The organism is Streptomyces albiaxialis (genome assembly GCF_039530985.1).
Taxonomy (GTDB): domain Bacteria; phylum Actinomycetota; class Actinomycetes; order Streptomycetales; family Streptomycetaceae; genus Streptomyces; species Streptomyces albiaxialis.
Window position 1 is genome coordinate 370,759 of the sequence record NZ_BAAAPE010000015.1, and the last position, 25,591, is coordinate 396,349.

Here is a 25,591-nt window from a genome sequence, read left to right on the forward strand (position 1 = left end):
CGCACCGACGACAGAAAGACCCCGCATGCGATTCGGCGTCAACTACACGCCCTCTCAAGGCTGGTTCCACCACTGGCTCGACTTCGATCTCGGAGCCGTCGAGGCCGACCTCGACTCGATCGCCGCGCTCGGCCTCGATCACGTCCGGGTCTTCCCGCTGTGGCCCGTCTTCCAGCCCAACCGCACCCTCATCCGCGAGCGCGCCGTCGAGCAGCTCGTCGCGCTGGTGGACGCGGCGGGCGCACGCGGCCTCGACGTCAACGTCGACGGGCTCCAGGGTCATCTGTCGAGCTTCGACTTCCTGCCCTCCTGGACCACCACCTGGCACCGCCGCAACCTCTTCACCGACCCGGAGGTGGGGGAGGGCCAGGCCGCGTATCTGCGTACGCTCGCCGCCGCGCTCAACGACCGGCCGAACTTCCTCGGCATGACCCTCGGCAACGAGATCAACCAGTTCTCGTACGCCCCGCACCCCGACCCCGACCCGGCGACCCCCGACCAGGTCGATTCCTGGCTGCGGCGGATGCTCGACGCCTGCGAGGAGGGCGCCCCGGACCGCATGCATCTGCACGCCGAGTACGACGCCGCCTGGTACCAGGACGGCCACCCCTTCACGCCCGCGCAGGCCGCGACTCTCGGCGCCGCGACCGCCGTGCATTCCTGGGTGTTCAACGGCACCGCGCAGCGCCACGGCCCCACCGGCACCGCCACCGAGCAGCACGCCGTCTACATGATCGAGCTGTCCAAGGCGTGGGCGACCGACCCCGCGCGGCCCGTGTGGCTCCAGGAGGTCGGCGCGCCCGCGCCGCACATCCCGGCCGAGGACGCCGCCGCGTTCACCGAGGCGACCGTCGTCGCCGCGCTCGACTGCCCCGACCTGTGGGGCGTCACCTGGTGGTGCTCGCACGACGTCGACCGCGCCCTCGCCGACTTCCCCGCGCTCGAATACGACCTGGGCCTGCTCACCACCACGCGCGAGCCCAAGCCCGCCGCGAAGGCCCTCGCGCGGTTCGCCGCCGCGTGGCGCGACAGGGAGCACACGCCCGCGCCCCGTACCACCGCCGTCGTCGTCGACGGGCCCGGCGCCGGCTGCGCGCCCGGCGGACCCGTCTTCGAGGCGTGGGCCGCGCTCGCGGCCGACGGAGTCCGCCCCACCACCGTCCTCGCCGAGCGGGCCGAGGACCATGAACACCTGGCCGCCCGCGGCATCACCGAGACCGTCCACCCCAGCGAGGTGCCCCATGCATGACGACCGCAAGCTCGTGGAGGACCGCCTCAAGCGCGTCCTGGAGGAGCGGATCCGCCCCGCCCTCTACCCCGAGTCCGTGCCGCTGACCGTCGAGGTGTGGCACGCGCCCGGCGAGCCCGTGCCCGTGGAGGAGGGGCTCGCGGCGCCGTACGGGCCCGCGTCCGTCGGCGACCGGTGGGGCGCCCCGTGGGGCACGAGCTGGTTCCGGGTGACGGGGACCGTGCCGGAGGCGTGGGCGGGGAAGACCGTCGAGGCCCTGCTCGACCTCGGCTTCGACGAGAACATGCCCGGCTTCCAGTGCGAGGGCCTGGTCCACCGGCCCGACGGCTCCCCGGTGAAGGGCCTCAACCCGCGCAATCAGTGGGTGCGGATCGGCGCCCCCGTGCAGGGCGGGGAAGAGGTCGCCCTGCACATCGAGGCCGCGTCCAACCCCGTCATCCTCGACTACCACCCCTTCCTGCCCACCCAGCTCGGCGACAAGGAGACGGCGGGCAGCGAGCCCCAGTACCGGCTGGAGCGGATGGACCTCGCCGTCCTCGACACCGAGGTGTGGGAGCTGGTCCAGGACCTGGAGGTCCTCGGCGAGCTGATGCCGGAGCTGCCCGTCGAGGGCGCCCGCCGCTGGGAGATCCTGCGCGCCGTCGGCGCGGCCCTGGACGCGCTCGACCTCCAGGACATCGGCGGTACGGCCGCCGCGGCCCGTGCCCGGCTGGCCCCGGCGCTCGCCGTTCCCGCCGAGCCGAACGCGCACCGCCTCTCCGCCGTCGGCCACGCGCACATCGACTCGGCGTGGCTGTGGCCGCTGCGCGAGACCGTACGGAAGGTCGCCCGTACGACCGCGAACATGACGGCGCTGCTCGACGACGAGTCCGAGTTCGTCTACGCCATGTCGCAGGCCCAGCAGTACGCCTGGATCAAGGAGCACCGGCCCGAGGTCTACGCGAAGGTGCGGAAGGCCGTCGCGGACGGGCGGTTCGTCCCGGCGGGCGGCATGTGGGTCGAGTCCGACACCAACATGCCCGGATCCGAGGCCATGGCCCGCCAGTTCGTGCACGGCAAGAGGTTCTTCCTCGACGAGTTCGGCGTCGAGAACGACGAGGCGTGGCTGCCCGACACCTTCGGTTTCGCCGCCGGGCTGCCGCAGATCATCAGGGCGGCGGGCACCCGGTGGCTGCTCACCCAGAAGATCTCCTGGTCCACCACCAACTCCTTCCCGCACCACACCTTCTGGTGGGAGGGCGTCGACGGCACGCGGATCTTCACCCACTTCCCGCCCGTGGACACCTACAACTGCTCGATGCTGGGCCGCGAGATCGCCCACGCGGCCCGCAACTTCAAGGAGAAGGGCCGCGCCACCCGCTCCCTCGCCCCGACGGGCTTCGGCGACGGCGGGGGCGGCACCACCCGCGAGATGCTCGCGAAGGCCCGCCGCATGCGGGACCTCGCGGGCGCGGCCACGGTCACCTGGGAGAAGCCCGCGGACTTCTTCGCCGCCGCCGAGGCCGAGTACCCCAACGCCCCCGTGTGGGCGGGCGAGCTGTACCTGGAGCTGCACCGCGCGACGCTGACCAGCCAGGCGAAGACGAAGCAGGGCAACCGCCGCAGCGAGCACCTGCTGTACGAGGCGGAGCTGTGGGCGGCGACGGCGGCCGTACGGGCCGGGTTCGCGTACCCGTACGGGCGGCTCGACCGGCTCTGGAAGACGGTCCTGCTCCACCAGTTCCACGACATTCTGCCGGGCTCCTCGATCGCCTGGGTGCACCGCGAGGCGGAACGGACGTACGCGGAGGTCGCCGCCGAGCTGGAGGAGATCATCGGCGGCGCCCAGCGCGCGCTCGCGGGGGAGGGCGAGGACGAGGTCGTCTTCAACTCCGCGCCCCACGCGCGCGCGGGCGCGCCCGCGCTCGGCGCGTCGGCCCCGCCGTCCGCCGGAGACGGCGCGCCCGTGACCGTCACCCCGCGCGAGGGCGGCGGGCACGTGCTGTCCAACGGCCTGCTGCGCGTGGAGATCGACGCCCGGGGCCTGGTCGTCTCCGCGTACGACCTCGTGGCCGACCGCGAGACGCTCGCCCCCGGGCAGGCCGCCAACCTGCTCCAGATCCACCCCGACTTCCCCAACCAGTGGGACGCCTGGGACGTCGACGCCTTCTACCGCAACGTCGTCACCGACCTCACCGACGCCGACGAGATCGCGCTCGCCGGGGAGACCGGCGAACGCGTGACCGTCCGCGTCACCCGGAGCTTCGGCGACTCTCGCGCCACGCAGCTCCTCACCCTGGAGCGCGGCGCCCGGCGGCTCGACATGGAGACCGAGGTCGACTGGCACGAGACCGAGCGCTTCCTCAAGGCCGCGTTCCCGCTCGACCTGCACACCGAGCGGTACGCCGCCGAGACCCAGTTCGGGCACCTGAACCGGCCCACGCACACCAACACGAGCTGGGAGGCCGCCAAGTTCGAGGCGTGCGCGCACCGCTTCGTGCACCTCGCCGAGCCCGGCTGGGGCGTCGCCGTCGTCAACGACTCGACGTACGGCCACGACGTCACCCGCGACGCGGCGCCCGGCGCGACCACGACCACCGTCCGCCTCTCCCTGCTGCGCGCCCCGCGCTTCCCCGACCCGGAGACCGACCAGGGCGTCCACCGCTTCCGGTACGCGCTGGTCCCCGGCGCCGGGATCGGGGACGCCGTCCGCGAGGGCATCCGCGTCAACCTGCCCGAACGGCGCGTGCGGGGCGGCGCCGCCGAGATCGCGCCGCTCGTCGCGGTGGACGGCGACGCCGTCACCGTCACCGCCGTCAAGCTCGCCGACGACGGCAGCGGCGACGTGGTCGTCCGCCTCCACGAGGCGCACGGCGGGCGGACGCGGGCCACGCTCACGCCCGGCTTCGCGGTCGCGTCCGTGACCCCGGTCGATCTGCTCGAACGCCCGCTCGCGGAGGGCGCTCCGGAGGGTACGGAGATCACCGCCGGTCCCGACGGGCGGGTCGCCCTCGCGCTGCGCCCCTTCCGCCTCGTCACGCTGCGGCTGGCCCGGGCCGAGGACTGACCGGACGCGCGTGCCCGTATGCCCGTATGCCATGATCCACGGGTCGAACGGGCATACGGGCCCGCGCACACGGAAGGGACGACCGATGCAGGGACCGACGCAGGGGAACTGGCCGACCGGGACGATGCGTGCGGCCCGTATCACCGGTGTCGGACGGACGGACCTGGCCACCGTGCCGGTCCCGGCGCCCGAGCCCGGCACGCTGCTCGTCCGCGTGCGGCACGCCGGGATCTGCGGCACCGACCTGGAGATCCTGCACGGCACCTCGGCGTTCCTGAAGGACGGCAGCCTCACGCTGCCGCACCTCTTCGGCCACGAGTGGTACGGGGAGGTCGTCGCCCACGCCGGCCCGGACACGGCGGCGGCCGTCCCCGTCGGCACCCCGGTCGTCGGCCGCACGATGGTGCCCTGCCACCGCTGCGCCCGCTGCCACGCCGGGCGCCCCCAGATGTGCGAGGCCCTGCGCGAGACGGGGCTCTACGGGCTCCAGGGCGGCGCCGCCGACTTCGCCCGGATGCCGGTGGACGCCGTCACGCCGCTGCCCGACGGGCTGCCGCCCTTCGCGGGGGCGCTGGTCGAGCCCGCCGTCTCGGTCGTCGAGGCGTTCGAGCGGGCCGCGCTGCGGGTGGACGACCGCGTCGCCGTCATCGGCACCGGCACGATGGGCCTGCTCGCCGTCCAGTACGCGCGGCGGTACGCGGCTGAAGTGCACGCCGTCGGCATCGACCCGGACGGCCTCGCGCTCGCGGCGCGGTGCGGCGCGCACGCCGCTTACCGCCCCGAGGAGGCCCCCGCGGGCGGCTACTCGCTGATCGTCGAAGCCTCGGGCGCGGCCCCGGCGTTCACCTCGGCGCTGCGCCTCGCCGGGCGCGGCGCGCGCGTCGCCATGGTCGGCGTCGCGCAGGAGCCGGTCTCGTTCGTGCCGGGCGACCTCTCGCTCCAGGGCGTGGACATCCTCGGCATCCAGCACGGCATCAGTCACTACGACCGCACCGTCGCCCTCTTCCGCGACGGCGTCCTGGACGCGGAACCGCTGATCGCCCGCGTCCTGCCCGCCACCGGGGTCGCGGACGCCTTCGCGCTGCTGGAGGAGGGCCGCAGCGGCCCGCCCAAGATCCTCCTCGACTTCACCGACGAAGGCCGCTGACCCGGCCGGCCCGCTGCCCCCTCGGTGCGCCTATGCGAGGGGGCCGAGGTCTCCTTCCAGAACCGTCTGGATGATCCGGGGCCGGTCCCAGAGAGCCAGAATCTCGTTGGCGACAGCCACGAGGGGCAGGGGGTCGTGGTCGCCGTACGCCGTGATGGACGCGGCCGACAGGCTCCGGGGGACGGCGTCGGCATCCAGAAGGACACGCCAGTCCTGCGGGCCGAGTTCCAGGAACTCCAGGCCGGTGAGCTCGGCGATCTCCAGCGGGTCGGCGAGCGTACCGGCGTACGCGGCGAGAGTGCGCAGGCGGGGCAGCCCGATGACCGGGGCGAGGCTGAACGGTGCGCCGTCCCACGCCCCGATCGAGAGGACTTCCAGGCCGGGGCGGGCGGCCTCCCGGACGCTCTTGATACGCGCGCGGTTGACGTGGGCCACGAGCGGCGGCTCCTCCCCGCGCTGCCGGCGCTCGTGCGTCTCCCGGTCCAGGACCCAGTCGGTGAGCGAGTCGGCCAGCAACTCGGCGCCGACGCTCTCCTCGTGGCCGATCAGGATGATCTGCCCGGTGTGACCGCGCGGGCCGGGCGTCAGGTCGACCGCGAGCCGGTCCCCTCCGCCGTTCTCGCCGAACACGATCCACCCGGGTGATCCGACGACGCCCTGTACCGCGGCGTCCGGCCGGGTGACGACCGCCTCCTTGGCCGCGAACTCCCAGCGGCAGTGGCGGATCGAGGCTCCGGCGGCGTACAGGTCGTCCACGGAGGAGAGTTCGCAGCGCACCGCTTCGAAGACACCGTCCGCCGCCTCGTAGTCGTCGCCCCAGTCCTCCCAGCGCGCCCGGGTCACCCGGTAGAGCACCCTGAGCTCCTCGGGCAGGCGGACGCCCAGGCGTGCTTCGGCGGCGGCGATCTCCTCCTCCGTCGCGCCGACGGCGTCGGGCAGCCGTTCCCGCAGTGTCCGCTCCAGCGACTCCGGGTCCGCCGAGGAGGCGGGCCTCGCCTCGTGCGTCGGATCGGGGAGGCGGCGCCAGGGCTCGGGAAGAGAGCCCTCGACCAGGACGAGCGCACCGGGATGAGGAGTTCCGATGCCGGGTTCCACCGCCGGACTGGGGCCGAGCAGACGGAGCACGGCCGTCCCGGCCGGACCGATCTCGGCCGAGAACGAGACGTCGTCGACATCGGCCTCCGCCAGCGCGGCCTGCACGCGCTCCACCGCGTCGAACTCGTCCCGCATGTCCTCGGTCTGGAGGGCCCGGCCGGGCGGTGGCACCGGGTGCGGGAGGGCCAGACTCCAACCGCCTCGCCCGATGCGACCCGCCACGCGTATCGGCCCGGCACCGGCCTTCCCCGCCTCGGCGGCCCGCAGGAGCCTCAGCACGGGCTGCCAGGTCGCGAAGTCGCGTATCGATTGCCCGGGGGGCTTCCGAGTAGCCATGCGCAGACCGTACGCGGGGCGACTGACACCGCCGGGCAGGCCGGGGGCGGGACGCCGCCGACGGCGCCCCTCGCGCGTCGTCGGCGGCGGCCGGACGTTCAGCGCAGCGCCAGCCGTACCGCCTCCAGCGCGCTGCTGAACGAGACCTCGCTCAGCACTCCCGGGGCCGCCACCTGGTCCCCGGCGAGATAGACGTCGCCGCCCCGGTCCACGGCCGGGCGGTCGCGCCAGGAGGTGCCGACGATGTCGATCGCGCCCGTCCGGTGGGCCGCCATCGCCTTGCTGGTGTGCACCGTACGGTCGCGCCAGCCCGGGTAGCCCAGGTCGAGCAGGCGTGAGCCGCGTTCCAGCGCGTCGTCCCGCGACTCCTCGGGCGCCACGGGGAACTGGGCCTGGATGAGCGAGATCCCGTCCGGCGCCAGGGAGCGGTCCTGCGCGGTGAAGCGCTCGACCCAGCCGGGCCCGTCGAGGTCCGAGACGGCGAACGCGTCGCCGCCGCGCCGCTCCAGGGCGAGGTCCAGCAGCGCCGTGCGGCCGCTGGGCCAGCTCAGGGTCTCGTCCTTGAGCAGCCGCCGCGCCGCGTCCAGCGTCGTCGCGACCACCACGGGCCCGCTGTCCGGCAGATCGCCGAGCGCGTCGATCCGTGCGCCGGTCTCGATCCGTACGCCCGCCTCGCGTGCCCGGTCGGCCATCCGGGCGATCAGCTCGCCCCAGCCGCCGCGCGGATAGTGCGCCTCGGGCGGCAGCTTCGCCGAGCGCCGGAACCGCTCCTGGGTGAAGGCGGCGGAGAGCGTGCCCGGGTCGTGGTGGTACGTGGAGACCGCCGCGAAGCACGCGGCGGCGCGCGCGGCCTCCTCGCCGGCCTCCCGCGCCGCCCAGTCGTGGAACGGCTCGTCCACCGGGGCCTCCTGGCGCCGCGCCAGCCGCAGCAGGCCCAGCGGGGGAGTGCGGCGCAGCGCGTCGCCGAGGCGGTAGCGCATCCGCAGGCCCTCGTGCGGCGGGAGCTGCGCCAGTGGCCGCAGCAGACCGCGGCGCTTCAGCCATGGCCAGTGCGCGCCGCCGTTGTAGAGGGCGTGGGGGCCGTCGTTGGTGCGGTACGGGCCGTCGGACGTACGGGCGCGGCCGCCGAGGGCACGGTGCGCCTCGTAGAGGGTGACCTCGGCTCCGGCCTCGGCGGCGGCGAGGGCCGCGGTCAGCCCGGCGAACCCGCCGCCGACGACGGTGAGATGCGTCATGCTCAGCTCCAGGAAAAGGGGAGGGGGAGGGGGACGGTGGGGGTCAGGAGCCGCTGCGGGCGGCGTCCGCCGGAGAGGCCGCACCCGGCACGGGCCCGGCGCCCGCCCGCGACTTGGCCCAGCGGTACGTGCCGGGCCTGCGGCGCTCGCGGCGCAGCGAGAAGCCCGGATAGCGGTTGACCCACTCGTTGTAGCGCGCCGCCGCACGGCCGGTGACGACCGGTCCGTACGGGGAGTCGTCGGCCCGTACGAGCTGGATCACCCCGTCGGCGCGGCCCAGGCCCACGCACTGGCCGAGGAAGCGGAAGCGGAACGGCGTGGGCGCCTCGCCGCGCGCCGTCTCCTCTATCGCGCCCGCCGCGTGCGCCCCGGTCGGCATCGCCGTCGCGCACGCCATGCGCAGCTCCCCGACGCCGGGCACCTCGACCCGCGCGGCGTCGCCCACCACGAACACGTCCGGGTGCGAGACCGAGCGCAGCGCCCCGTCGACCAGCGCCCGCCCCCGCGTGTCCACCGCGAGCCCGGCCTCGGCGGCCAGCGCCGGTACCGCGAACGAGGCCGTCCACACCACGGCGTCGGCCGCGATCTCCCCGCCCTCCGTCGAGAGCCCGCCCGCGTGCACGGCCGTCACCCGCGTCCGCGCGTGCACCCGCGCGCCGAGGCGCTCCAGCGTCGCCGCGACGTGTCCGCGTCCCCTGGCCGACAGGCCCGGCGCGGGCTCGCCGCCGGTCACCAGCGAGATCCGGGCGGCGCCGCCGGAGGCCTCGGCGAGTTCGGCGGCGACCTCGACGCCCGTCAGCCCGCCCCCGACGACGGCCACCTTGCGCCCGTCGAGCAGCCGCCCGTTCAGCTCGGCCGCGTGCTCCAGCGTGTACGCGTGCTCGTTCGCGCCCGGCACGCGCGAGGTGTCGGTGCGGCTGCCCAGCGCGTACACGAGCCGGTCGTACGCGAACTCGCGCCCGTCGTGCGTGCCGACCGTGCGGCGGTCGGGGTCGAGCGCGGTCACCCGCGCGGTGACGGTGGTGACGGCCCGCCCGGCGACCAGGTCCGCCAGCGGCACCGAGGCCCCCGGGCGCCCGGCCACCCGCTCGTGCAGCCTGATCCGCTCGATGAACGTGCCCGTGGCGTCGATGAGGGTCACCCGGTGGCTCCGGCTGACCCGCAGCGCGGCCGTCAGGCCCGCGTAGCCGCCGCCGATCACGACCACATGCCGCGTCGTCATGTTCCCGCTCTCCTGTCACTCCGGCCCCAGCGGGGCGCCTCGCCGGTACGACGGACGGGGCGAGCGGATTCGTGACACGGGAAGCGGGACAGGACGGACCGAGAGGTCACCAGGTGACGGCGGCCCAGACCCCGGCGGCCACCACGGCGAGGCCGTAGGCGCCCGCCGCCGCCGACACGGTCCGGTGCCGCGCCGCGGCGCTCCACCCGGTGCGGGAGAGCGCCCACGCGAGGAGGGGGAGGACGAGGACCGCGTGGAGGCTCACCCCGTGCAGCGGCTTGAGCGGGGCCGTCGAGGAGTAGGCGTCGAGCTGGTGCCCGGTGCGGGTGAGGTAGACACCGCGGGCGATCATCCCGGCCCCGGAGACCAGCGCGACGAGCAGGATCGCGAACCCGGCGCGCAGCGCGAGTGCCATCCCGGCCGGGCCCCGCGGCCGCCGCCGGAACGCGAGCACCGCGAACGCCGACAGCAGGACGACGAGCAGGCCGCCGCCCACCGCGAGCGTCATGGAGACGGCCGCGTCGAAGCGGGTCTCCATGTTGAGGTGCGAGGGCACCCCGCGCCACGCCTGGAGCGTGATGCCGCCGACCTCCAGTACGCAGTCGGCCGTGAAGAGCCCCAGCAGCACCGCCCGGGCCCGCGCCCCCGTCGGCACGTACGAGGTGACCCACGCGAGCGCGATCAGCGTGACCCCGAACGAGACCCCGAACGTGACGGGCTTCCGCCAGGAAACGGGCCCCTCCCACGCCCCGCCGTCGACGGCGAACACGACGAGGTGCGCCAGCCCGGTGAGGATCAGGAACACGCCGGCCCACCGGGCGATCTCGTCGACGAGCCCGCTACGGGAGACGGCCGCCGGTTCGGCGGCGGAGGAGGACGGGAGACGGGGCGAGGGGAGCGCGAGATCCGGCATGCGGCTCAGCATCGCGAGCGCCCCGCGCCCGGTCGTCGTCCCCGTGGAGGCTCATGGACTGCTCCCCGGGAGGTAGAGGAGTCACATCCGGTCGACCTCGGCGCGGTAGGCCGCGTACCCCTTCTCGTACAGCCCGCGCAGCTCCGGGTCCGGCTCGACCACGCGGTACGCGCCGTGCCAGCGCTCCTCGTCCACCGGGTCGCCGAGCGCCGCGCGGGCCACGAGCGCCGCGCCCTTCGCGCCGACCTCGGTCTCCTCGGGCACCCGCACCTGCCGGCCCAGGATGTCGGCGAACGCGCGCAGCCACGCGGCGGAGCGGGTGCCGCCGCCGCAGGCGGCGAGCGAGGCGGAGAGCCCGGCGGCCTCCAGGCAGTGCCGGGCCGCGTAGCCGACGGCCTCGCACATCGCGCGCACGAGATCGCCGCGCCCGTGCCCCAGATGCAGCCCGTCGAACCGGGCGCGGGCCTCCGGCGCGACGAACGGGGCCCGCTCGCCCGCCTCGGAGAGGAACGGCAGCGCCGTGACCCCGTTCGCGCCCGGCGGGCTCGCGGCCAGCAGGGGCTCCAGGCCGGCCGTGGTGGCGCCGACCGTGGCGAGGGCCCAGTCGATGCCCGCCGTGCCGACCATCGCGGGCATCGCGCGCAGCCAGCGCTCCGGGTCGGGCGTGCACAGCCACATCCCCGCCGGTTCGGTGCCCGCGCCGGGCTCGGCCCGGTCGGTGAGCACCTGGCAGGCCAGCGTGGTGCCGACGATGACCAGTCCGTCGCCGATCTCCCGCACGCCGCTGCCGAGCGCGCACGCGGGCAGGTCGAACGGGCCCGAGGTGACCGGCAGTCCGGCGGGCAGGCCGAGGAGCGCGGCGCCGTGCGCGTCGAGACCGAGCACGGTGCCGGGTGCGGCGGGCCCGGGCAGCAGATGCGCGACATCGGCGACGCCGCACGCGTCGAGCGCCTTCGTCGCGTACGTCCGGGTGCGCGGGTCGAGGAAGGGGAGCGTGGCGTCGGAGGCGTCGACGCTGACCGTCCCGGTGAGGCGCTGCGCGACGGCGTCCACGCAGTACCCGGCGACCGCGGCGCGCTCCAGGGACTCCGGCTCGTGCGCGCGCAGCCAGGCCAGCAGCGGCGCCTGGCTGCCGGGAAACATGCCGGATCCGGTGTGCTCGTACACCGCGCGGACCGTCCCGTCGTCCAGCCAGCGGGTGACGAGCGGCGCCGCGCGGCCGTCCATCCACGAGATCGCGTTCCGCACCGGGCGGCCCTCGGCGTCGCGCAGCCACAGCCCGTCGCCCTGCCCGGTGAGCGCGAGCGCGGCGGGCGGGCCGTCGAGCGCGGCGACGACCTCGCGCACCACCTCGGCGACGCTCTCCAGCACCTTCTCCAGGTCCTGTTCGACGACGCCGCCCGGCTGCCGCAGCAGGGTGGAGCGGCGCGCGGCGGAGTGCAGCGCCCGCCCGTCCCGGTCGAAGGCGACGGCCTTGGTGACGGACGTACCGACGTCGACGCCGATGACCGGTGCCGTCGCTGCCAGCGGACCCATGATGCTCCTCTCCGAACGCACTCCTCTCTGAACACGTTCGCTGTTATATTTATAGCCCTTTACGTGAAGAAGCAACGGGAGAACCTATGACAGCCGCCCGGCTCCTGCTCGTCCGCCACGGTGAGACGGTGTGGCACGCCGAGAACCGCTACGCGGGCAGCTCCGACGTCGCGCTCACCGACGCCGGGGTGCGGCAGGCCGGGGCGCTGGGCGCGTGGGCCGCGAAGCGCGGCGGGATCGAGGCGCTGGCCTGCTCGCCGCTGGAGCGCGCCCGGCTCACCGCGCGGCCCGTCGCCGAGGCGCTGGGCCTCACGCCGAGCGTCCACGAGGGCCTGCGCGAGGCCGACTTCGGCTGGGGCGAGGGCCGCACCATCGCCGAGATGGAGGCGGAGGACCCGGCGGCCGTCCGGGCGTTCCGGCAGGACGCGGAGCGCGGCGCGTTCCCCGGCTCGGAGCCGCCCGCCGAGGTCGCCGCGCGCGTCACGGGCGCCCTGCGCGAGCTGGCGGGCGCCCACCCGGGCCGCACGGTGCTGGTCGTCGCGCACAACACGGCGTTCCGCATCGCGCTCTGCTCCCTGCTGGGCATCCCCGTCGGCCGCTACCGGCTGGTGCTGCCCCGCCTCGACAACGCGGCGGTGACCGAGATCGAGATCGACGGCGCCCGTACGGCGCTGCGCGCGCTGAACGTGCCCACGGACGTACCGACGGGGGAGGCGGCATGACACGGACCGAGGCGGAGAAGGGCCCCGGGCCAGGGGCCCGCTCGCAGGAGAGCCGCAGGCAGTTCATCGCCGAACGGGTCCTGGAGCACGGCACGGTGACCGTCACCTGGCTCGCGGCGAAGACCGGCGTCAGCGTGATGACCGTCCACCGCGACCTGGACGAGCTGGCCCGGCGCGGCGTGCTGCGCCGCTTCCGCGGCGGCGTGTCGGCCCAGCCCTCCAGCGTCTTCGAGAGCAACCTCGACTACCGGCTCGGGGTGCACGTCGCCGAGAAGGAGGCCATCGCGCGCGCCGCCGCCGCGCTGATCGAGCCCGGCATGTCGGTGATGCTGGACGACTCCACGACGGCTCTCGCCCTCGCCCGGCTGCTGCCGGAGCCCGGCACCGCGCCGCTGACGGTGCTCACCAACGCGCGCCGGGTGATCGACGTGTTCACCGAGCGCGAGGACGTCCGGCTGATCGGGCTCGGCGGCGAGTACTCGCGCACGCACGACTCGTTCCTCGGCATGCCCTGCGTGGAGGCCGTCGAGGCGCTCTCCGTCGACCTGGTGCTGGTGAGCACCTCGGCGATGAACGCGCGGATGACCTTCCACCAGGAGCAGGACGTGGTGCTGGTCAAGCGCGCGATGCTGCGCTCCGGGACGCGCACGGCGCTGCTGATGGACCACTCCAAGCTCGCGCGCACGGCGCTCCACCGGCTCTGCCCCGTCGCCGACTTCGACCATGTCGTGCTCGACGCGGGCGTCGAGCCCCGGCTGCTGGCCGAGCTGCGGGAGCAGACCGACGTCCGGGTCGCGGAGACAGGGAGCGCGGGAGGCCCGGGCAGCACACGGGGCACGAGCAGCACAGGGAGCGCAGGGAAATAACGTGGAATCTGTGAACTTCACGCGGAACGTGTCAGGAGTCGGCGAGGGCGTGATCGCCGGGATCGACGTGGCCACCGCCGCCGTCCGCGTCCTGTGCGTCGACGCGCACGGCCGTACGCGCGCCGAGGGCAGGGCCCCGCTGCCCCAGCCCGTCCGCACCGACGACGGCCGCAGCGAGCAGGACGCCACGAGCTGGTGGCCCGCGACCGCACGGGCCCTGCGCCAGGCCACCGGCGCGCTGCCGCGCGGAGGTCGCGAGGTCGTCGCGGTCGCTGTCTCCGCGACCTCCGGCACGCTCGTCCTCGCCGACCGCGAGGGCGCGCCGCTCGGCCCGGCGCTGATGTACGACGACCGGCGCGCCGCCGACCTCAACGCCCGCGCGCAGGAGGCGGGCGCCGCACGCTGGGCCGCGCTCGGCCTCGGCGTCGGCCCGACCGCCGCGCTCGGGCGTGTCGGCTGGTACGCGCGCCACGCCGACGCGCCGCCCGGCGCGCACATCCTCCACACCCCCGACCTCCTCGCCCGCGCCCTCACCGGCGGGCCCGTCCCCGCCGACTGGAGCCACACCCTCAAGACGGGGTACGACCCGCGCGCGGGCGAATGGCCCGCCGAGGTCCTCGACGCGCTCGGCATCCCGCACGGCTGGCTGCCCGAGGTCGCCGCGCCCGGCACCGGCGCGGGCACCGTGAGCGCCGACGCGGGGCGCGAGACCGGGCTGCCCGAGGGCTGCGCGGTGCGGCTCGGCATGACGGACGGCTGCGCGGGCCAGCTCGCGACCGGGGCCGTGTCGCCGGGCCAGTTCGTGGGCGTGCTCGGCACGACGTACGTCCTCAAGGGCGTCACCCGCGAGCTGGTCACCGACCCCACCGGCGCGCTCTACAGCCACCGGCACCCCGACGGCTGGTGGCTGCCCGGCGGCGCGTCCAACACGGGCGGCGAGGCCCTGCGCGACATCCCGCCCGAGCGGCTCCCCGCGCTCGACGCCGCGGCGGAGGCGCGCGGCCCCGCCTCCGTCGTCAGCTATCCGCTGCGCCGCGCGGGCGAGCGCTTCCCGTTCGTCAGCGGCGAGGCGCGAGGCTTCACGCGCGGCGCGCCGGTGGACGAGGCCGACGCGCACCGCGCCGCGCTGGAGGGCGTCGCCTTCCTGGAACGCCTCGCGCTGGACCGCGTCCGCGCCCTCGGCGTCCCTGTGGAGGGCCCGCTCCACGCGGCGGGCGGCGGCAGCCGCAGCCCCCTGTGGACCCGGATCCGCGCCACGGTCCTCGGCATGCCGCTGCGCGTGGCGCCCCGTGCCGAGACCGCCTTCGGCGCCGCCCTCCTCGCCGCCACCGGCACCCTCCACCCCACCCTCACCGAAGCCGCCGCCGCGATGACCGCACGGGGCGAGCTGATCGACCCCGTGGAGAAGGAGACCGCCGAACTGGACGCCTCCTACGCCCGCTTCACACAGGCGCTCCGAACGGAGGGCTGGCTCACCTGACCGGGCGGGCGCCGGGGAGGGCCGGACCGACGCCCGGCCCCCCGCCCGGCGAGGCGCCGCGCGAACGCGGGACCGGGCTCGGGCGTGGGTGCCGTCTGCTCGGCGGTGGCCGCGCGGATGTGGGACCGGGCGCGGTGCGTGGACGCCGTCGGCCCGGCGGTGGTCGCGTGGATGGGGGAGCGGGCCGATGCGTGGACGCTGTCGGCCCGGCGGCCGTCGTGCGGATGGGGGAGCGGGCCGATGCGTGGACGCTGTCGGCCCGGCGGCCGTCGTGCGGATGGGGGAGTGGCCCGGCACGTGCGCGCCATCGGCCCGGCGGCCGTTGTGCCGTACGTCCGCGCGCGTTCGCGGGTGGCGGGTGGGCATTCGCCCTTCACCGTCGCGAGCCCGGCGGAGGCGGCGGCCGTCGTCGAACGGCTCCTCGCTGCGGGCGAGTTGACCCGCGACCGGCGAACGCGCGCGGCCCCGGCCGGGGCCCTGGACCGCTGCTGGATCGTGCTGCCAGGGCGCCCGCGCGCCGGGCACGGCGCGGCACGGCGGTCGGACCGAGAGTCCGGTTCAGGCGTGCCGCAGCAGTGCGAGCTGGTGCGGACGGCCGCGGTGGTGCGGGGCTCGTCGTCCGTGGCGAGCGGGTCGGGGAGGGCGCCGCGCAGTACGGCCAGGGCCAGGCGCGGCGGTCGGCGCCCTCCACCGTCGTACGGGCGGACCCGGCCCCAGGTCCCGTCGGGCTGGACGAGGGAGCGCGCGTACGCCTCCGCCCACAGCCGCGGCAGCGGCCGGTGCTCCCTCGCGGACAGCCAAGCCCAGACCTGTCCGGTCCAGGAGCGCCCGCGGCGCCCGCAGCAGGCCGTCGTGCGCCGCGCCGCGCCGCGGCGACCGCGCCGAGCCGGACGGCCGCCGCGTGGGCTCCGTCTTCCTCGTCACCGGCGACCAGCCGGAGGTGGCCAGGGTGCGGGCGAGCGGTGACCCACCGCGGCTTCGGCCACGATCTCGCCGGCTCGGCTCGGCTCGGCTCGGCTCGGCTCGGCTCGGCTCGGCCAGAACCGGATCCTCGATCCGGGCCCGTCAGAACGGGTACCAGCGCACCTCGTCCGCGCCCTCCCGCAAGGAAGCGACCCGGCGGTCGAACTCGCGGCGGGCCGCCGGGTTGCCCGGGGCGTGCTGGCTGACCCAGGCGCAGCTCGCGGTCTCCCGCGCGGCGCGCAGTGTGGCGCAGCCCTCCCACTCGCGGACGTCCCAGCCGTACGTCCGGACGAACCCGGCGAAGGCGTCGTCGGCGAGCCCGTACCTGTCGTGGCTGAGCACCATCACCACCAGGTCGTGCTCGCGGAGGTCCGAGGAGAAGGTCTCCAGGTCCAGGAGCAGCGGGCCGTCCGGGCCGACGTGGACGTTGCGCGGCAGCGCGTCGCCGTGCACCGGGCCCGGCGGGAGGTGCGGGACGAGCGCGGGGAGACGGGCCTCGATCGCGTCGCGCCGCTCGCGCAGGAAGTCCGCGTCCTCCTCCCGTACGGCGTCGCCCGCGAGCCGCAGCCAGCGCTCGACGCCCGAGAGCAGCTCCCGGCGCGGCAGCGCGACCGGCGGCTCCGGCAGCGCGTGGACGCGGCGCAGCAGCGACGCGAGATCCGTCGGCGTCGCCGGGCGTACGGACGGGGGCAGGCGGCGCCAGTACGAGACGGGGTGCCCCTCGACGAGCCGGGCCCCGGGCTCGGCGGCGCGCACGGCGGGCACGTTCTCCTTCTCCAGCCACTCGGCGACGCCCAGTTCGCGCCGGGCGCGCGGCAGCAGCTCGGCGTCGCGCCCGACGCGTACGACGACGTCGTCCCGCGCGAACACCGCGTTCTCGCCGAGCGACAGCAGCTCGGCGGCGCGGGCCGCGCGCGGCCCGTCGGCGGCCTCCAGCACCGCGCGCGCCCGTTCCTCCGTGAACCCCTCGCTACGGTTCATCGACCCCACGCTCCGTCAACTCCCAATGCGGTGTATGTCTCATTTCCCTACTGCAACCCTCGTTCCGCCCGTCGAGTCTGAATCAACGACAAGCACGGGGAAAACGGGCACGTAGGAGCGGTAACGGTGCAGAGCAAGTGGTGGGGAAGGCGTCCGGGACGGCAGGGGAGCGTGGCCGTGGCGGCCGCGGCGGGGACCTTCGTCCTCGGCCTGTTGACGGCGCTGATCGGACACGGCACGGGAGCCGTCGCGTCCACCGCCCACCCCGGCTGGGAGCAGAGCGTCCGCGGCGGCGCGCATGCCGAGAAGCGGGGCGGCGAGGAGCGGCGGACGACCGCCGGGCACCGCGAGAAGCCCGCGAAGCCGCCCGTGACCAGCCGCGCGCTGACCCACCGCACCGCGCACGGCGGCAAGGCCCTCGCCCTCACGCTGGACGACGGGCCGCACCCCGAGTGGACGCCCAAGGTGCTGGATCTGCTCAAGAGCGAGCACGTCAAAGCCACTTTCTGTCTGATAGGTCCCAACGCCGAACGGTACCCCGACCTGGTCAAGCGGATCGTCGCGGAGGGGCACCGGCTCTGCGATCACTCGGTGAGCCATGACACGGCGATGGACCACAAGCCCGTCCCGTACCAGAAGAGCCAGATTCTCGACGCGAAGAAGATGATCGACAAGGCGTCCGGCGGGGCCCGCGTCCACTACTACCGCGCGCCGGGCGGCGCCTTCACGCCCGACAGCCGCCGCATCGCCGCCTCGCACGGCATGCGGCCGCTGGGCTGGACCGCCGACCCCGGCGACTGGCAGCTTCCGGGAACGGACGCGATCGTGCGGCGCGCCCAGCAGCAGGTCGAGCCGGGCTCCGTGCTGCTGCTCCACGACGGGGGCGGAAACCGCTCCGAGTCGTACGCGGCGCTCACTCAGCTCATTCCCTGGCTGAAGCAGCAGGGCTACGCCTTCGGCTTCCCCGAGTCCTGAGTCCGTAGCTCGTAGCTCGTAGGGGAGAGGGTGGAGCCCCCGCGTGGGGGCCGGGGGCTCCACCCGGTCCGTGCGGCTCAGGCCGGGCGGGGCTCAGCCCGCCATCGCCGACGAGACCTCGGCGGCCCACTTCCAGGGCGCCGAGGCGCCCCCGGGCTGCGAGTTGAAGTACTCCCAGCCGTCCACCCCGCCGAATCCGGGGTGCTTGGACACCAGGCTCTTGACCGTCGCCTTCAGGGTGTCCATATCGACATATCCGCTGCCGCCGTTGGCCGGATCGGTCAGCACACCCGCGACGATCTTCTCGGCCGGGATCAGCCCCCGGCTCACGATGCTGTCGAAGCTGTCCGTCGACGCCATGCTTCCCCAGCCGTTGTAGAACTGGGCGTTGAACCAGGCGATGTCGCCGCCCTTGTTCCGGTACAGCTCCTCGTAGTCGAATCCCGAAAGATTTCCGCCACCGCTGAGCGCGGTTCCCACGGGCGCGAGGGTGATCACGAAGTCGGCGCCGAAGTCCTTGCGGAGTGCGTCGATGACGCGCTCAATTCCCTGGAGCGACATGTCCTCTTCGACATCGAGGTCCACGCCGTTCAGGCCGTATTCGCGGACGAAATCCCGCAGGAGCGGGTAGTACGTGTCGAATTCGGTGTCGAGCCGGGTGAAGCTGCCCGGCGCCGCGCCGCCGACCATGGCCAGCACGCGGACGCCCTTGCCCTGCATGGCCTTCAGGTCGGCCCACATCTGTTTGTACTTGTCGGCGCCCGGCGGGTCGTCGTTCAGGTGCACGGGCGCGTGCTCGCCGTTGACGTCGTTCAGGTGCACGGCTGCGACCAGCACGTCCGTGACGCCGGTGGCGTTGTCGGTCAGGCCGAGCGGGGACACGTACGTGCCGTTCGTGTACTGCGTCTGGTAATAGACGACCACGCGCCCGCCCGCCGCCGCCCGGCGCTCCGGGCGCCGCCCGGTCCCGGCCGCCCACGCCGTCGCCGGCGCGGCGGCCAGGGCCGCTCCCGCGAGAAGGACGCTCCGTCTTCTCATGCTCACGTCTTCCTGCCACCTCTCCTTCGTCTTCTGCGGCGGCTTCCGTGTCGGGTCAGGAAGCCGCCGTGATTCTGGCGCCGGAGGCGGCGGGAAGGCTAGACCGAAGCGTGAACTAAATCGGATTAGTCGAGGGGCCTCAGAAGCTCACGCGCGCGGTGTCGTCCGAGCGGAGCACCGCCTCCTGGTTGAAGAGGCGTTTGTACGCGGAGCGGATCCGCTGAATGTCCCCGTCGTGCGTGGGAGCCTCGGATTCCGGATACATCACGGTGAGTTCGTACGCGCGCTCCCGCTCGATCGTGCCCCGCTTGTCCTTCCACTGCCCCCGCCCGTCCTGGATCGTCAGACCCTCCGGGAAGCGGGGCGTCACGTGCTTGTCGATGAAGGCGCGGAACTGCCTGTCCGTGACGGGCGGCCCGCCGTCGGGGTCGGCGGTCCCGAAGTAGAGCCGCGTCTCGATGTACGGCTTGCCGCGTTCCGCGACCGTCTTCGGCGGCTGCGCCGCGGGCGCCCCCTCGTCCAGCGCCGCGTACGCGGCGGGAGCGGAGACGGACAGGGCGAGGACGGAGGCGGCGACGGCGATCCGCAACCGGGTCCTGGCCCCGGGCTTGTGAGTTTCGGGCACGGTGGGCATCCCTTCGTCGAAGGCCCGCACGCGCTCCCGTGCGAGCGAGCCGAAGCATGCCCAGCCGTCCGTGAGCCGAGCGCGCTGCGCGGGGTGTTGACCCGCACGGGGCAACGCCAGAAACCCTGTGCGAGGTGCGAGGGCCCCCGGTTACCCTCGGAGGCATGCACTACTACTTCTTCCTCTGATCCGGACCCGCGGACGCGGTGTGAGGGCCTGACCTGCCCCGCCGCCCTTCTCGTCCGCCGACGGTCCGTCCCGTGCGCGCCCTCGCGCGCGCTCACGTGCTCTCAGGATCAGGGAAGAACTCCATGCGCGACCGCGCCCAAATGACCATGAAAGACGTCGCGAAGTCCTACGGCGACCGCGCCGTTCTCGACCAGGTGTCGCTGACCGTACGGTCCGGCGAGCGGGCCGGGGTGATCGGGGAGAACGGCTCCGGGAAGTCCACGCTGCTGCGGCTGCTCGCCGGGGCCGAGGCGCCGGACAGCGGCGAGATCACCGTCCGCTTCCCCGGCGGCACCGGCCACCTCACCCAGACTCTCGACCTCGACCCCGGCCTCACCGTCCAGGACGCCGTGGACCACGCGCTCGCCGAGCTGCGCGAGCTGGAGCGCCGCCTCCGCGCCGCCGAGGCGGCGCTCGGCGGGACGGGGGAGGCCGGGCTCGCGGAGTACGGCGACCTGCTGACCGCGTTCGAGGAGCGCGGCGGGTACGAGGCCGACGCGCGGGTCGACGCCGCGCTGCACGGTCTCGGCCTCGCGCACGTCACCCGCGACCGCCGCCTCGGCTCGCTGTCCGGCGGCGAGCAGTCCCGGCTGGCCCTCGCCTGCGTGCTGGCGGCCTCGCCCGAACTGCTGCTGCTCGACGAGCCCACCAACCACCTCGACGCCGCCGCGTGCGCCTGGCTGGAGGACCGGCTCAGGGCGCACCGCGGGACCGTCGTCGCCGTGACGCACGACCGCGCGTTCCTCGACCGGATCGCGACCACGATCCTGGAAGTGGACCGCGACACCCGCGCCGTCACCCGCTACGGAGACGGCTGGGCCGGATACCGCACCGCGAAGGCCGCCGCCCGCCGCCGCAGGCAGCAGGACCACGAGGAGTGGTGCGCTGACCTGGCCCGTACGGAGGAACTGGTCGCCTCCGCCGGGCAGCGGCTGGCGTCCTCCGGAAAGGATCCGGGCGAGGGCTTCGGCAAGCACCGCCGCTCGCACGAGGCCAAGCTTTCCGGGCAGGTCAGGGCCGCCCGGCAGCGTCTCGAACGGCTCAGGCGCGACCCGGTGCCCGCGCCACCCGAGCCCCTCCGCTTCGCGGCTCGCCCGCTCCTCGCCGGGGCAGGCCCTGGCGACGGGGACGGCATCGCCGCCGAGGTGCGGGACGTGGTGGTCGCCCGGCGCCTGCGCGTGCCGGAGCTGCGCGTCAAGCACGGCGAACGGCTCCTCGTCTCGGGGCCCAACGGCGCGGGCAAGTCCACGCTGCTGCGCGTCCTCGCCGGGGACCTGCGGCCCGACGGGGGCACCGTCCGCCGCGCGGCCCGCGTCGGCTGGCTCCCGCAGGAGCTGGACCCCTCGCCCACCGGGAAGCCCCTGCTCAGCGCCTTCGCCGCCGGGCGCCCCGGCGAGCCGGAGGAGCACGCCGGGGAGCTGCTGGACCTCGGGCTCTTCCGCGAGGACGACCTCGGGGTGCCGGTCGCCGCGCTCTCCGCCGGGCAGCGCCGCAAGCTCGACCTGGCCCGGCTGGTGACGCGCCCCGCGGGGCTCCTCGTCCTCGACGAGCCCACCAACCATCTCGCTCCCGGCCTGGTGGAGGAGATCGAGGAGGCGCTCGCGGCGTACGAGGGCAGTGTCGTGGTCGTCTCGCACGACCGCAGGTTCCGCTCCCGGTTCCGGGGGACGGAGCTGGAGCTGCGGGCCGGGCGGGTGGTCACCGGCTGAGCGGGTTCCGGGCGCCGGAGGCCGCCCCGACGCGCGGCCGGGCCGCTGACATGCCAAGATCGCTCTCATGGCGACGCTGAGTGAACTCCTCCCCATCGAGGCGATCCGGCTGGACGTCCCGGCCGCCGACTGGCGGCGCGCGGTCACCGCGGCGGGCGAGCTGCTCGTGGCGAACGGCACCAGTACGGACGCGTACACGGCCGAGATGATCGCGAACGTCGAGGAGAACGGGCCGTACATCGTCATCGCGCCGGGCTTCGCGTTCGCGCACGCCCGGCCCTCGCCCGCCGTGCTGCGGACCGGCATGTCCTGGGTACGGCTGGAGGAACCGGTCGAGTTCGGGCACGAGGCGAACGACCCCGTGACACTCGTCGTCGCGCTCGCCGCGCGGGACGCGGGCGCCCATACGGCCGCGATGGCCGCGCTCGCCCGGCTCCTGGCCAACCCGGACACGGAGCAGGGCCTGCGCGAGGCGCCCACCCCGGAGGCGCTGCACCTGCTGCTCGTGGAGGCGGACGGGAGGACGGAGAAGAAGGCCGACGCGACCGGGCCCGCCGTGCAGAAGATCCTCACCGTCTGCGGCAACGGCGTCGGCACCAGCCTCTTCCTCAAGAACACCCTGGAGCAGGTCCTCGACCGCTGGGGCTGGGACCGGAACATCACCGTCGAGGCCACCGACACCATCTCGGCCAAGGGCAAGGCGTCCGAGGCCGCCGCCATCTTCACCTCCCGCGAGATCGCCAGGACGCTCGGCGACGTCGGCGTCCCGGTGAAGGTCGTCGAGGACTTCACCAGCACCACCGAGGTCGACCGCACCCTGCGCGACACCTACGACGTCTGAGCGGCGGCCGAGCCGAGAGAGGCAGCAGAACATGGACGTGCTCGTCACGATCGCGAAGTTCCTCGTCAATGAGATCCTCAGCGTCCCCGCGTATCTGATCGGTCTCATCACGGCGGCGGGCCTGATCGCGCTGCGCAAGTCGACGGGACAGATCCTCGGCGGCGCCATCAAGGCCACGCTGGGCTTCCTGCTCATCGGCGCGGGCGCCGGGCTGGTCACCAGCTCCCTCGCGCCGCTGGGCAAGATGATCCAGGGCGCGACCGGCGCGCACGGCGTGATCCCGACCAACGAGGCCATCGTCGGCATCGCGCAGGCCCAGTTCGGCTCGCGCGTCGCCTGGCTGATGATCCTCGGCTTCGCGCTCAGCCTCGTCCTCGCCCGCTTCACGCCGCTGCGCTATGTGTTCCTGACCGGACACCACATGCTGTTCATGGCCACGCTGCTGACCATGGTGCTGGCCACGGCGGGCTACGAGTCCTGGATCGTGGTCGTCCTCGGCGGAGTGCTGCTCGGCATCATGCTCGTCGCGATGCCCGCGCTGGCGCATCCATGGACGAAACGGATCACCGGCAACAACACCGTCGCCATCGGCCACTTCGGCACCGCGGGGTACATCGTCTCCGGCGCCGCGGGCCAGCTCGTCGGCGGCCGCCGGAAGGGGCGGGGACGGGAGAGCGCCAGCCGCAGCACCGAGGACATGAAGCTCCCGGAGGGGCTGCGCTTCCTGCGGGACTCGATGGTCGCCACGGCGCTGTCCATGCTGCTGATCTATCTGGTGATGGCGATCGTCTACGTCGCGAAGGTCGGCGAGGACACCGCGTTCAAGGCGTTCGCCGAGGACGACGGGGCCGCCGCCACCAGCCTCGGCAACTATCTGATGCAGTCGGTGATGCAGGGCCTCCAGTTCGGCATCTCCGTCGCCATCATCCTCTTCGGCGTCCGCACGATCCTGGGCGAACTGGTCCCCGCCTTCCAGGGCATCGCGCAGAAGGTCGTGCCCGGCGCCGTCCCCGCGCTGGACGCGCCGATCGTCTTCCCGTACGCGCAGAACGCGGTGCTCATCGGCTTCCTCTCCAGCTTCGTCGGCGGCCTGTGCACCCTCGCGCTGCTGGCCTGGGTGCTCAATCCGGCGTTCGGACTGGCCCTCGTACTGCCGGGGCTCGTCCCGCACTTCTTCACCGGCGGCGCGGCGGGCGTCTACGGGAACGCGACGGGCGGCAGGCGCGGCGCGGTCGTCGGCGCGTTCCTCAACGGCGTGCTCATCACCTTCCTGCCCGCCCTGCTGCTGAAGGTCCTCGGCGCCTTCGGCAACGAGAACACCACGTTCGGTGACGCCGACTTCGGCTGGTTCGGCTCCCTCATCGGCTACGCCGCGAAAGCGGGGGAGACCGGCGGCATCGTCCTGATGCTCGTCATCGGCGTCGCGATCCTGGCGGGCGCGATCCTCGTCCAGAAGAAGGTCGTGGACACCGGCTGGAGCCCGGGCGGCCCGCCGGAGGCACTGCCGGAGACCGACATCGGGACCGGCCCCGGAACGGAAGGCGGCACCGGGCCCGCCCCCCGCGCGTACCCCAAGCTCCCACCCCCGGAAGGCGCCCCCAAGCCCCCGCCCCCGCCCGGGGACTGACCGAAGTACAGCGACAACTCCGACCACGAGGAGCAGGGGGCCGGGGGCGAGGCGCGGAAGGCGGCGGACCACTCCCGGCGGGCCGCCGCCGCAAGCCGAAGAAGGGGACCTCGCCGAGCTGGAGCTGGAGTTGAGCCACGCCCGCGCATTCCAAAGGCCCGAAACCCGGAGTGGTTGTCACATTCGCGGGCCCGGTGGTGTCTTCATGCAGGACAGGCAGACGTCCAAGGAGAACACCATGGCGCTACGCGTCCCGAAGGCAGAGCTCCCCGCCGAGCTCCGTGAAAACCTGATCGAGCAGCTCGGTTCCGTGCCCGAGCCCAACGAGGTGCTGTGGAACCACCCCGAGCTCGCCGAGGCCAACCAGGAGTTCTCGGCCAGGGTGGCCACCTGGGACGCGGCTGAGGCGAGCCTCAAGACGTTCGCGCACATGGCCGTCGCGGCGCAGGTCGGCTGTAGCTGGTGCCTCGACATCAACTATTTCGCGGCACGGAACCAGAACCTGGACCTGGCCAAGGCGAGCCAGGTGCCGCGCTGGCGGGAGTCGGAGGCGTTCACGCCGTTGGAGCGGGAGGTGATGGAGTACGCCGAGGCCATGACGCACACGCCGACGACCGTCACCGATGAGCTGTCGGCGAGCCTGCTCGGCCGGCTCGGCGCGGCGGCGCTGGTCGAGCTCACCGTGTTCATCGGCTACGCCAACATGGCGGCCAGGTGCAACACGGCGCACGGGATCACCTCGCAGGGCTACTCCGATGCCTGCGACATCCCGCTGGCCGGGCGTTCTGAGGCGTCCGGCGCGGCGTCGACGGCATGACCGAGGATCCGTTCGTCACTCATCGCAGCCTGCTGTTCACGGCCGCCTACGAGATGCTCGGTTCCGCGGCCGACGCGGAGGACGTGCTGCAGGAGTCCTGGCTGCGGTGGGCCGAGGTCGACCAGTCGCGGGTGAGCGACGCGCGGGCGTACCTCGTCAGGACCGTCACGCGGCAGGCGCTCAACCGGCTGCGGACGCTGGCGCGCAGCCGCGAGGACTATGTCGGTGAGTGGCTGCCGGACCCGTTGCTGACCAGCCCCGATGTCGCCGAGGACGTCGAGCTCGCGGAGAGCGTCTCGATCGCGATGCTGACCGTCCTCGAGACGCTCGGGCCGACGGAGCGGGCGGTGTTCGTGCTCCGCGAGGTCTTCGAGCTGCCGTACGGTGAGATCGCCGAAGCCATCGGGAAGTCCGCGGCCGCGGTGCGGCAGATCGCGCGGCGAGCACGCGGGCATGTGGCGGCCCGGCGGCCGCGGGTGCGGGTGAGCCGGTCGGAGCAGCAGGCCGTGGTGGAGCGGTTCCTGCTCGCGTTGCGTACCGGGCAGTTGCAGGAGCTTGTGGAGGTCATGGCGCCGGACGTGGTCCTGATCGCCGATGGCGGCGGGCTTGCGCCCGCCGCCCTGGCTCCGGTCCACGGAGTCGAGCGCGTGGCGAAGGTGCTCGCGCGCACGAACCGGGTGGAAGCGCCCGCGCTCACGACGACGGCCGTGTGGCTCAACGGGGCACCTGCGGGCCGGGTCGAGATCGACGGCGAGCTGGCCACGGCGGTGAGCCTCGTGGTGGAGAACGGGCAGGTCGCCCGGGTCTACTTGGTCAGAAACCCGCGGAAGCTGACGAGGCTGAACGAACCGGTCGAACTCGCCAGGTGAGCCGCCTCCCGCTCCGGCGTCGTGGCAGGATGACCCGGTCTCACCATGCCTTTCGGGAGTGCTCACGGACG

Annotated in this window: 20 protein-coding genes; 12 read left to right on the forward strand and 8 right to left on the reverse strand. The window is 74.3% G+C overall.

Annotated elements, in window-relative coordinates; translation table 11 throughout:
• Positions 1–25 precede the first annotated feature (25 nt).
• From ABD343_RS30845 to ABD343_RS30855, 3 genes are all read left to right on the forward strand, one after another.
• Positions 26–1,249 carry a glycoside hydrolase 5 family protein gene (locus tag ABD343_RS30845; protein ID WP_344532887.1) on the forward strand — a complete coding sequence of 408 codons (1,224 nt, stop codon included), beginning with the start codon at positions 26–28 and terminating at the stop codon, positions 1,247–1,249.
• Positions 1,242–4,295 (forward strand): alpha-mannosidase, encoded by a 3,054-nt coding sequence (locus tag ABD343_RS30850; RefSeq protein ID WP_344532889.1) that lies wholly within the window; start codon positions 1,242–1,244, stop codon positions 4,293–4,295. Before ABD343_RS30845 ends, ABD343_RS30850 begins: the two co-directional genes overlap by 8 nt.
• An 85-nt stretch (positions 4,296–4,380) precedes the next feature.
• On the forward strand, positions 4,381–5,442 hold the full coding sequence (locus tag ABD343_RS30855; RefSeq protein WP_344532890.1) for a zinc-dependent alcohol dehydrogenase: 1,062 nt from the start codon (positions 4,381–4,383) through the stop codon (positions 5,440–5,442).
• Between the two features lie 30 nt (positions 5,443–5,472).
• On the opposite strand, the gene ABD343_RS30860 is transcribed toward ABD343_RS30855, so the two are convergent.
• The 5 genes from ABD343_RS30860 to ABD343_RS30880 form a co-directional block, all read right to left on the reverse strand.
• Positions 5,473–6,873 carry an SMI1/KNR4 family protein gene (locus tag ABD343_RS30860; protein ID WP_344532892.1) on the reverse strand — a complete coding sequence of 467 codons (1,401 nt, stop codon included), beginning with the start codon at positions 6,871–6,873 and terminating at the stop codon, positions 5,473–5,475.
• A 98-nt stretch (positions 6,874–6,971) separates the two neighbouring features.
• A complete protein-coding gene (locus ABD343_RS30865) occupies positions 6,972–8,108 on the reverse strand; it encodes an FAD-dependent oxidoreductase (RefSeq protein ID WP_344532894.1) in 1,137 nt (378 codons plus the stop codon).
• A 43-nt stretch (positions 8,109–8,151) separates the two neighbouring features.
• Entirely contained in the window at positions 8,152–9,330 is a 1,179-nt protein-coding gene (locus ABD343_RS30870; protein ID WP_344532896.1) for an NAD(P)/FAD-dependent oxidoreductase, read from the reverse strand.
• Positions 9,331–9,436: 106 nt separating this feature from the next.
• Positions 9,437–10,243: a hypothetical protein gene (locus ABD343_RS30875; RefSeq protein WP_344532898.1), complete on the reverse strand. Its 807-nt coding sequence runs from the start codon at positions 10,241–10,243 to the stop codon at positions 9,437–9,439.
• An 81-nt stretch (positions 10,244–10,324) separates the two neighbouring features.
• Positions 10,325–11,779, reverse strand: coding sequence for an FGGY family carbohydrate kinase (locus tag ABD343_RS30880; protein WP_344532900.1), 1,455 nt, complete (start codon positions 11,777–11,779; stop codon positions 10,325–10,327).
• A gap of 86 nt (positions 11,780–11,865) precedes the next feature.
• Between ABD343_RS30880 and ABD343_RS30885 the strand changes: the two genes are divergently transcribed.
• The 3 genes from ABD343_RS30885 to ABD343_RS30895 are packed head-to-tail and all read left to right on the forward strand — an operon-like array spanning position 11,866 to position 14,847.
• Complete coding sequence (locus ABD343_RS30885; protein ID WP_344532902.1) at positions 11,866–12,501, forward strand: histidine phosphatase family protein; 636 nt, start codon at positions 11,866–11,868, stop codon at positions 12,499–12,501.
• Positions 12,498–13,367 (forward strand): DeoR/GlpR family DNA-binding transcription regulator, encoded by an 870-nt coding sequence (locus ABD343_RS30890; protein ID WP_344532904.1) that lies wholly within the window; start codon positions 12,498–12,500, stop codon positions 13,365–13,367. The genes ABD343_RS30885 and ABD343_RS30890 overlap by 4 nt, the downstream gene beginning before the upstream one ends.
• A 10-nt stretch (positions 13,368–13,377) precedes the next feature.
• Positions 13,378–14,847 (forward strand): FGGY-family carbohydrate kinase, encoded by a 1,470-nt coding sequence (locus ABD343_RS30895; RefSeq protein WP_344533111.1) that lies wholly within the window; start codon positions 13,378–13,380, stop codon positions 14,845–14,847.
• Positions 14,848–15,912: 1,065 nt separating this feature from the next.
• On the opposite strand, the gene ABD343_RS30900 is transcribed toward ABD343_RS30895, so the two are convergent.
• The gene (locus ABD343_RS30900) at positions 15,913–16,791 is read right to left on the reverse strand and encodes an aminoglycoside phosphotransferase family protein (protein WP_344532906.1); all 879 of its coding nucleotides are present in this window, start codon (positions 16,789–16,791) and stop codon (positions 15,913–15,915) included.
• A gap of 177 nt (positions 16,792–16,968) precedes the next feature.
• Between ABD343_RS30900 and ABD343_RS30905 the strand changes: the two genes are divergently transcribed.
• Entirely contained in the window at positions 16,969–17,766 is a 798-nt protein-coding gene (locus tag ABD343_RS30905) for a polysaccharide deacetylase family protein (RefSeq protein WP_344532908.1), read from the forward strand.
• A gap of 93 nt (positions 17,767–17,859) precedes the next feature.
• On the opposite strand, the gene ABD343_RS30910 is transcribed toward ABD343_RS30905, so the two are convergent.
• Both ABD343_RS30910 and ABD343_RS30915 read right to left on the reverse strand, forming a co-directional pair.
• Complete coding sequence (locus ABD343_RS30910; RefSeq protein WP_344532909.1) at positions 17,860–18,804, reverse strand: glycosyl hydrolase family 18 protein; 945 nt, start codon at positions 18,802–18,804, stop codon at positions 17,860–17,862.
• Between the two features lie 139 nt (positions 18,805–18,943).
• A complete protein-coding gene (locus tag ABD343_RS30915) occupies positions 18,944–19,438 on the reverse strand; it encodes a DUF3574 domain-containing protein (RefSeq protein WP_344533112.1) in 495 nt (164 codons plus the stop codon).
• A 302-nt stretch (positions 19,439–19,740) separates the two neighbouring features.
• Here ABD343_RS30915 and abc-f point away from each other — a divergent pair, with 302 nt between their 5' ends.
• The 5 genes from abc-f (at position 19,741) to ABD343_RS30940 (ending at position 25,520) form a co-directional block, all read left to right on the forward strand.
• Positions 19,741–21,366, forward strand: coding sequence for a ribosomal protection-like ABC-F family protein (gene abc-f, locus ABD343_RS30920; protein WP_344532911.1), 1,626 nt, complete (start codon positions 19,741–19,743; stop codon positions 21,364–21,366).
• A 67-nt stretch (positions 21,367–21,433) separates the two neighbouring features.
• Positions 21,434–22,207: a PTS sugar transporter subunit IIAB gene (locus ABD343_RS30925; protein WP_344532913.1), complete on the forward strand. Its 774-nt coding sequence runs from the start codon at positions 21,434–21,436 to the stop codon at positions 22,205–22,207.
• A 31-nt stretch (positions 22,208–22,238) separates the two neighbouring features.
• A complete protein-coding gene (gene ulaA, locus ABD343_RS30930; protein ID WP_344532915.1) occupies positions 22,239–23,834 on the forward strand; it encodes a PTS ascorbate transporter subunit IIC in 1,596 nt (531 codons plus the stop codon).
• A gap of 238 nt (positions 23,835–24,072) precedes the next feature.
• Positions 24,073–24,651, forward strand: coding sequence for a carboxymuconolactone decarboxylase family protein (locus ABD343_RS30935; protein WP_344533113.1), 579 nt, complete (start codon positions 24,073–24,075; stop codon positions 24,649–24,651).
• A complete protein-coding gene (locus ABD343_RS30940) occupies positions 24,648–25,520 on the forward strand; it encodes an RNA polymerase sigma-70 factor (RefSeq protein ID WP_344532917.1) in 873 nt (290 codons plus the stop codon). The genes ABD343_RS30935 and ABD343_RS30940 overlap by 4 nt, the downstream gene beginning before the upstream one ends.
• Positions 25,521–25,591 lie beyond the last annotated feature (71 nt).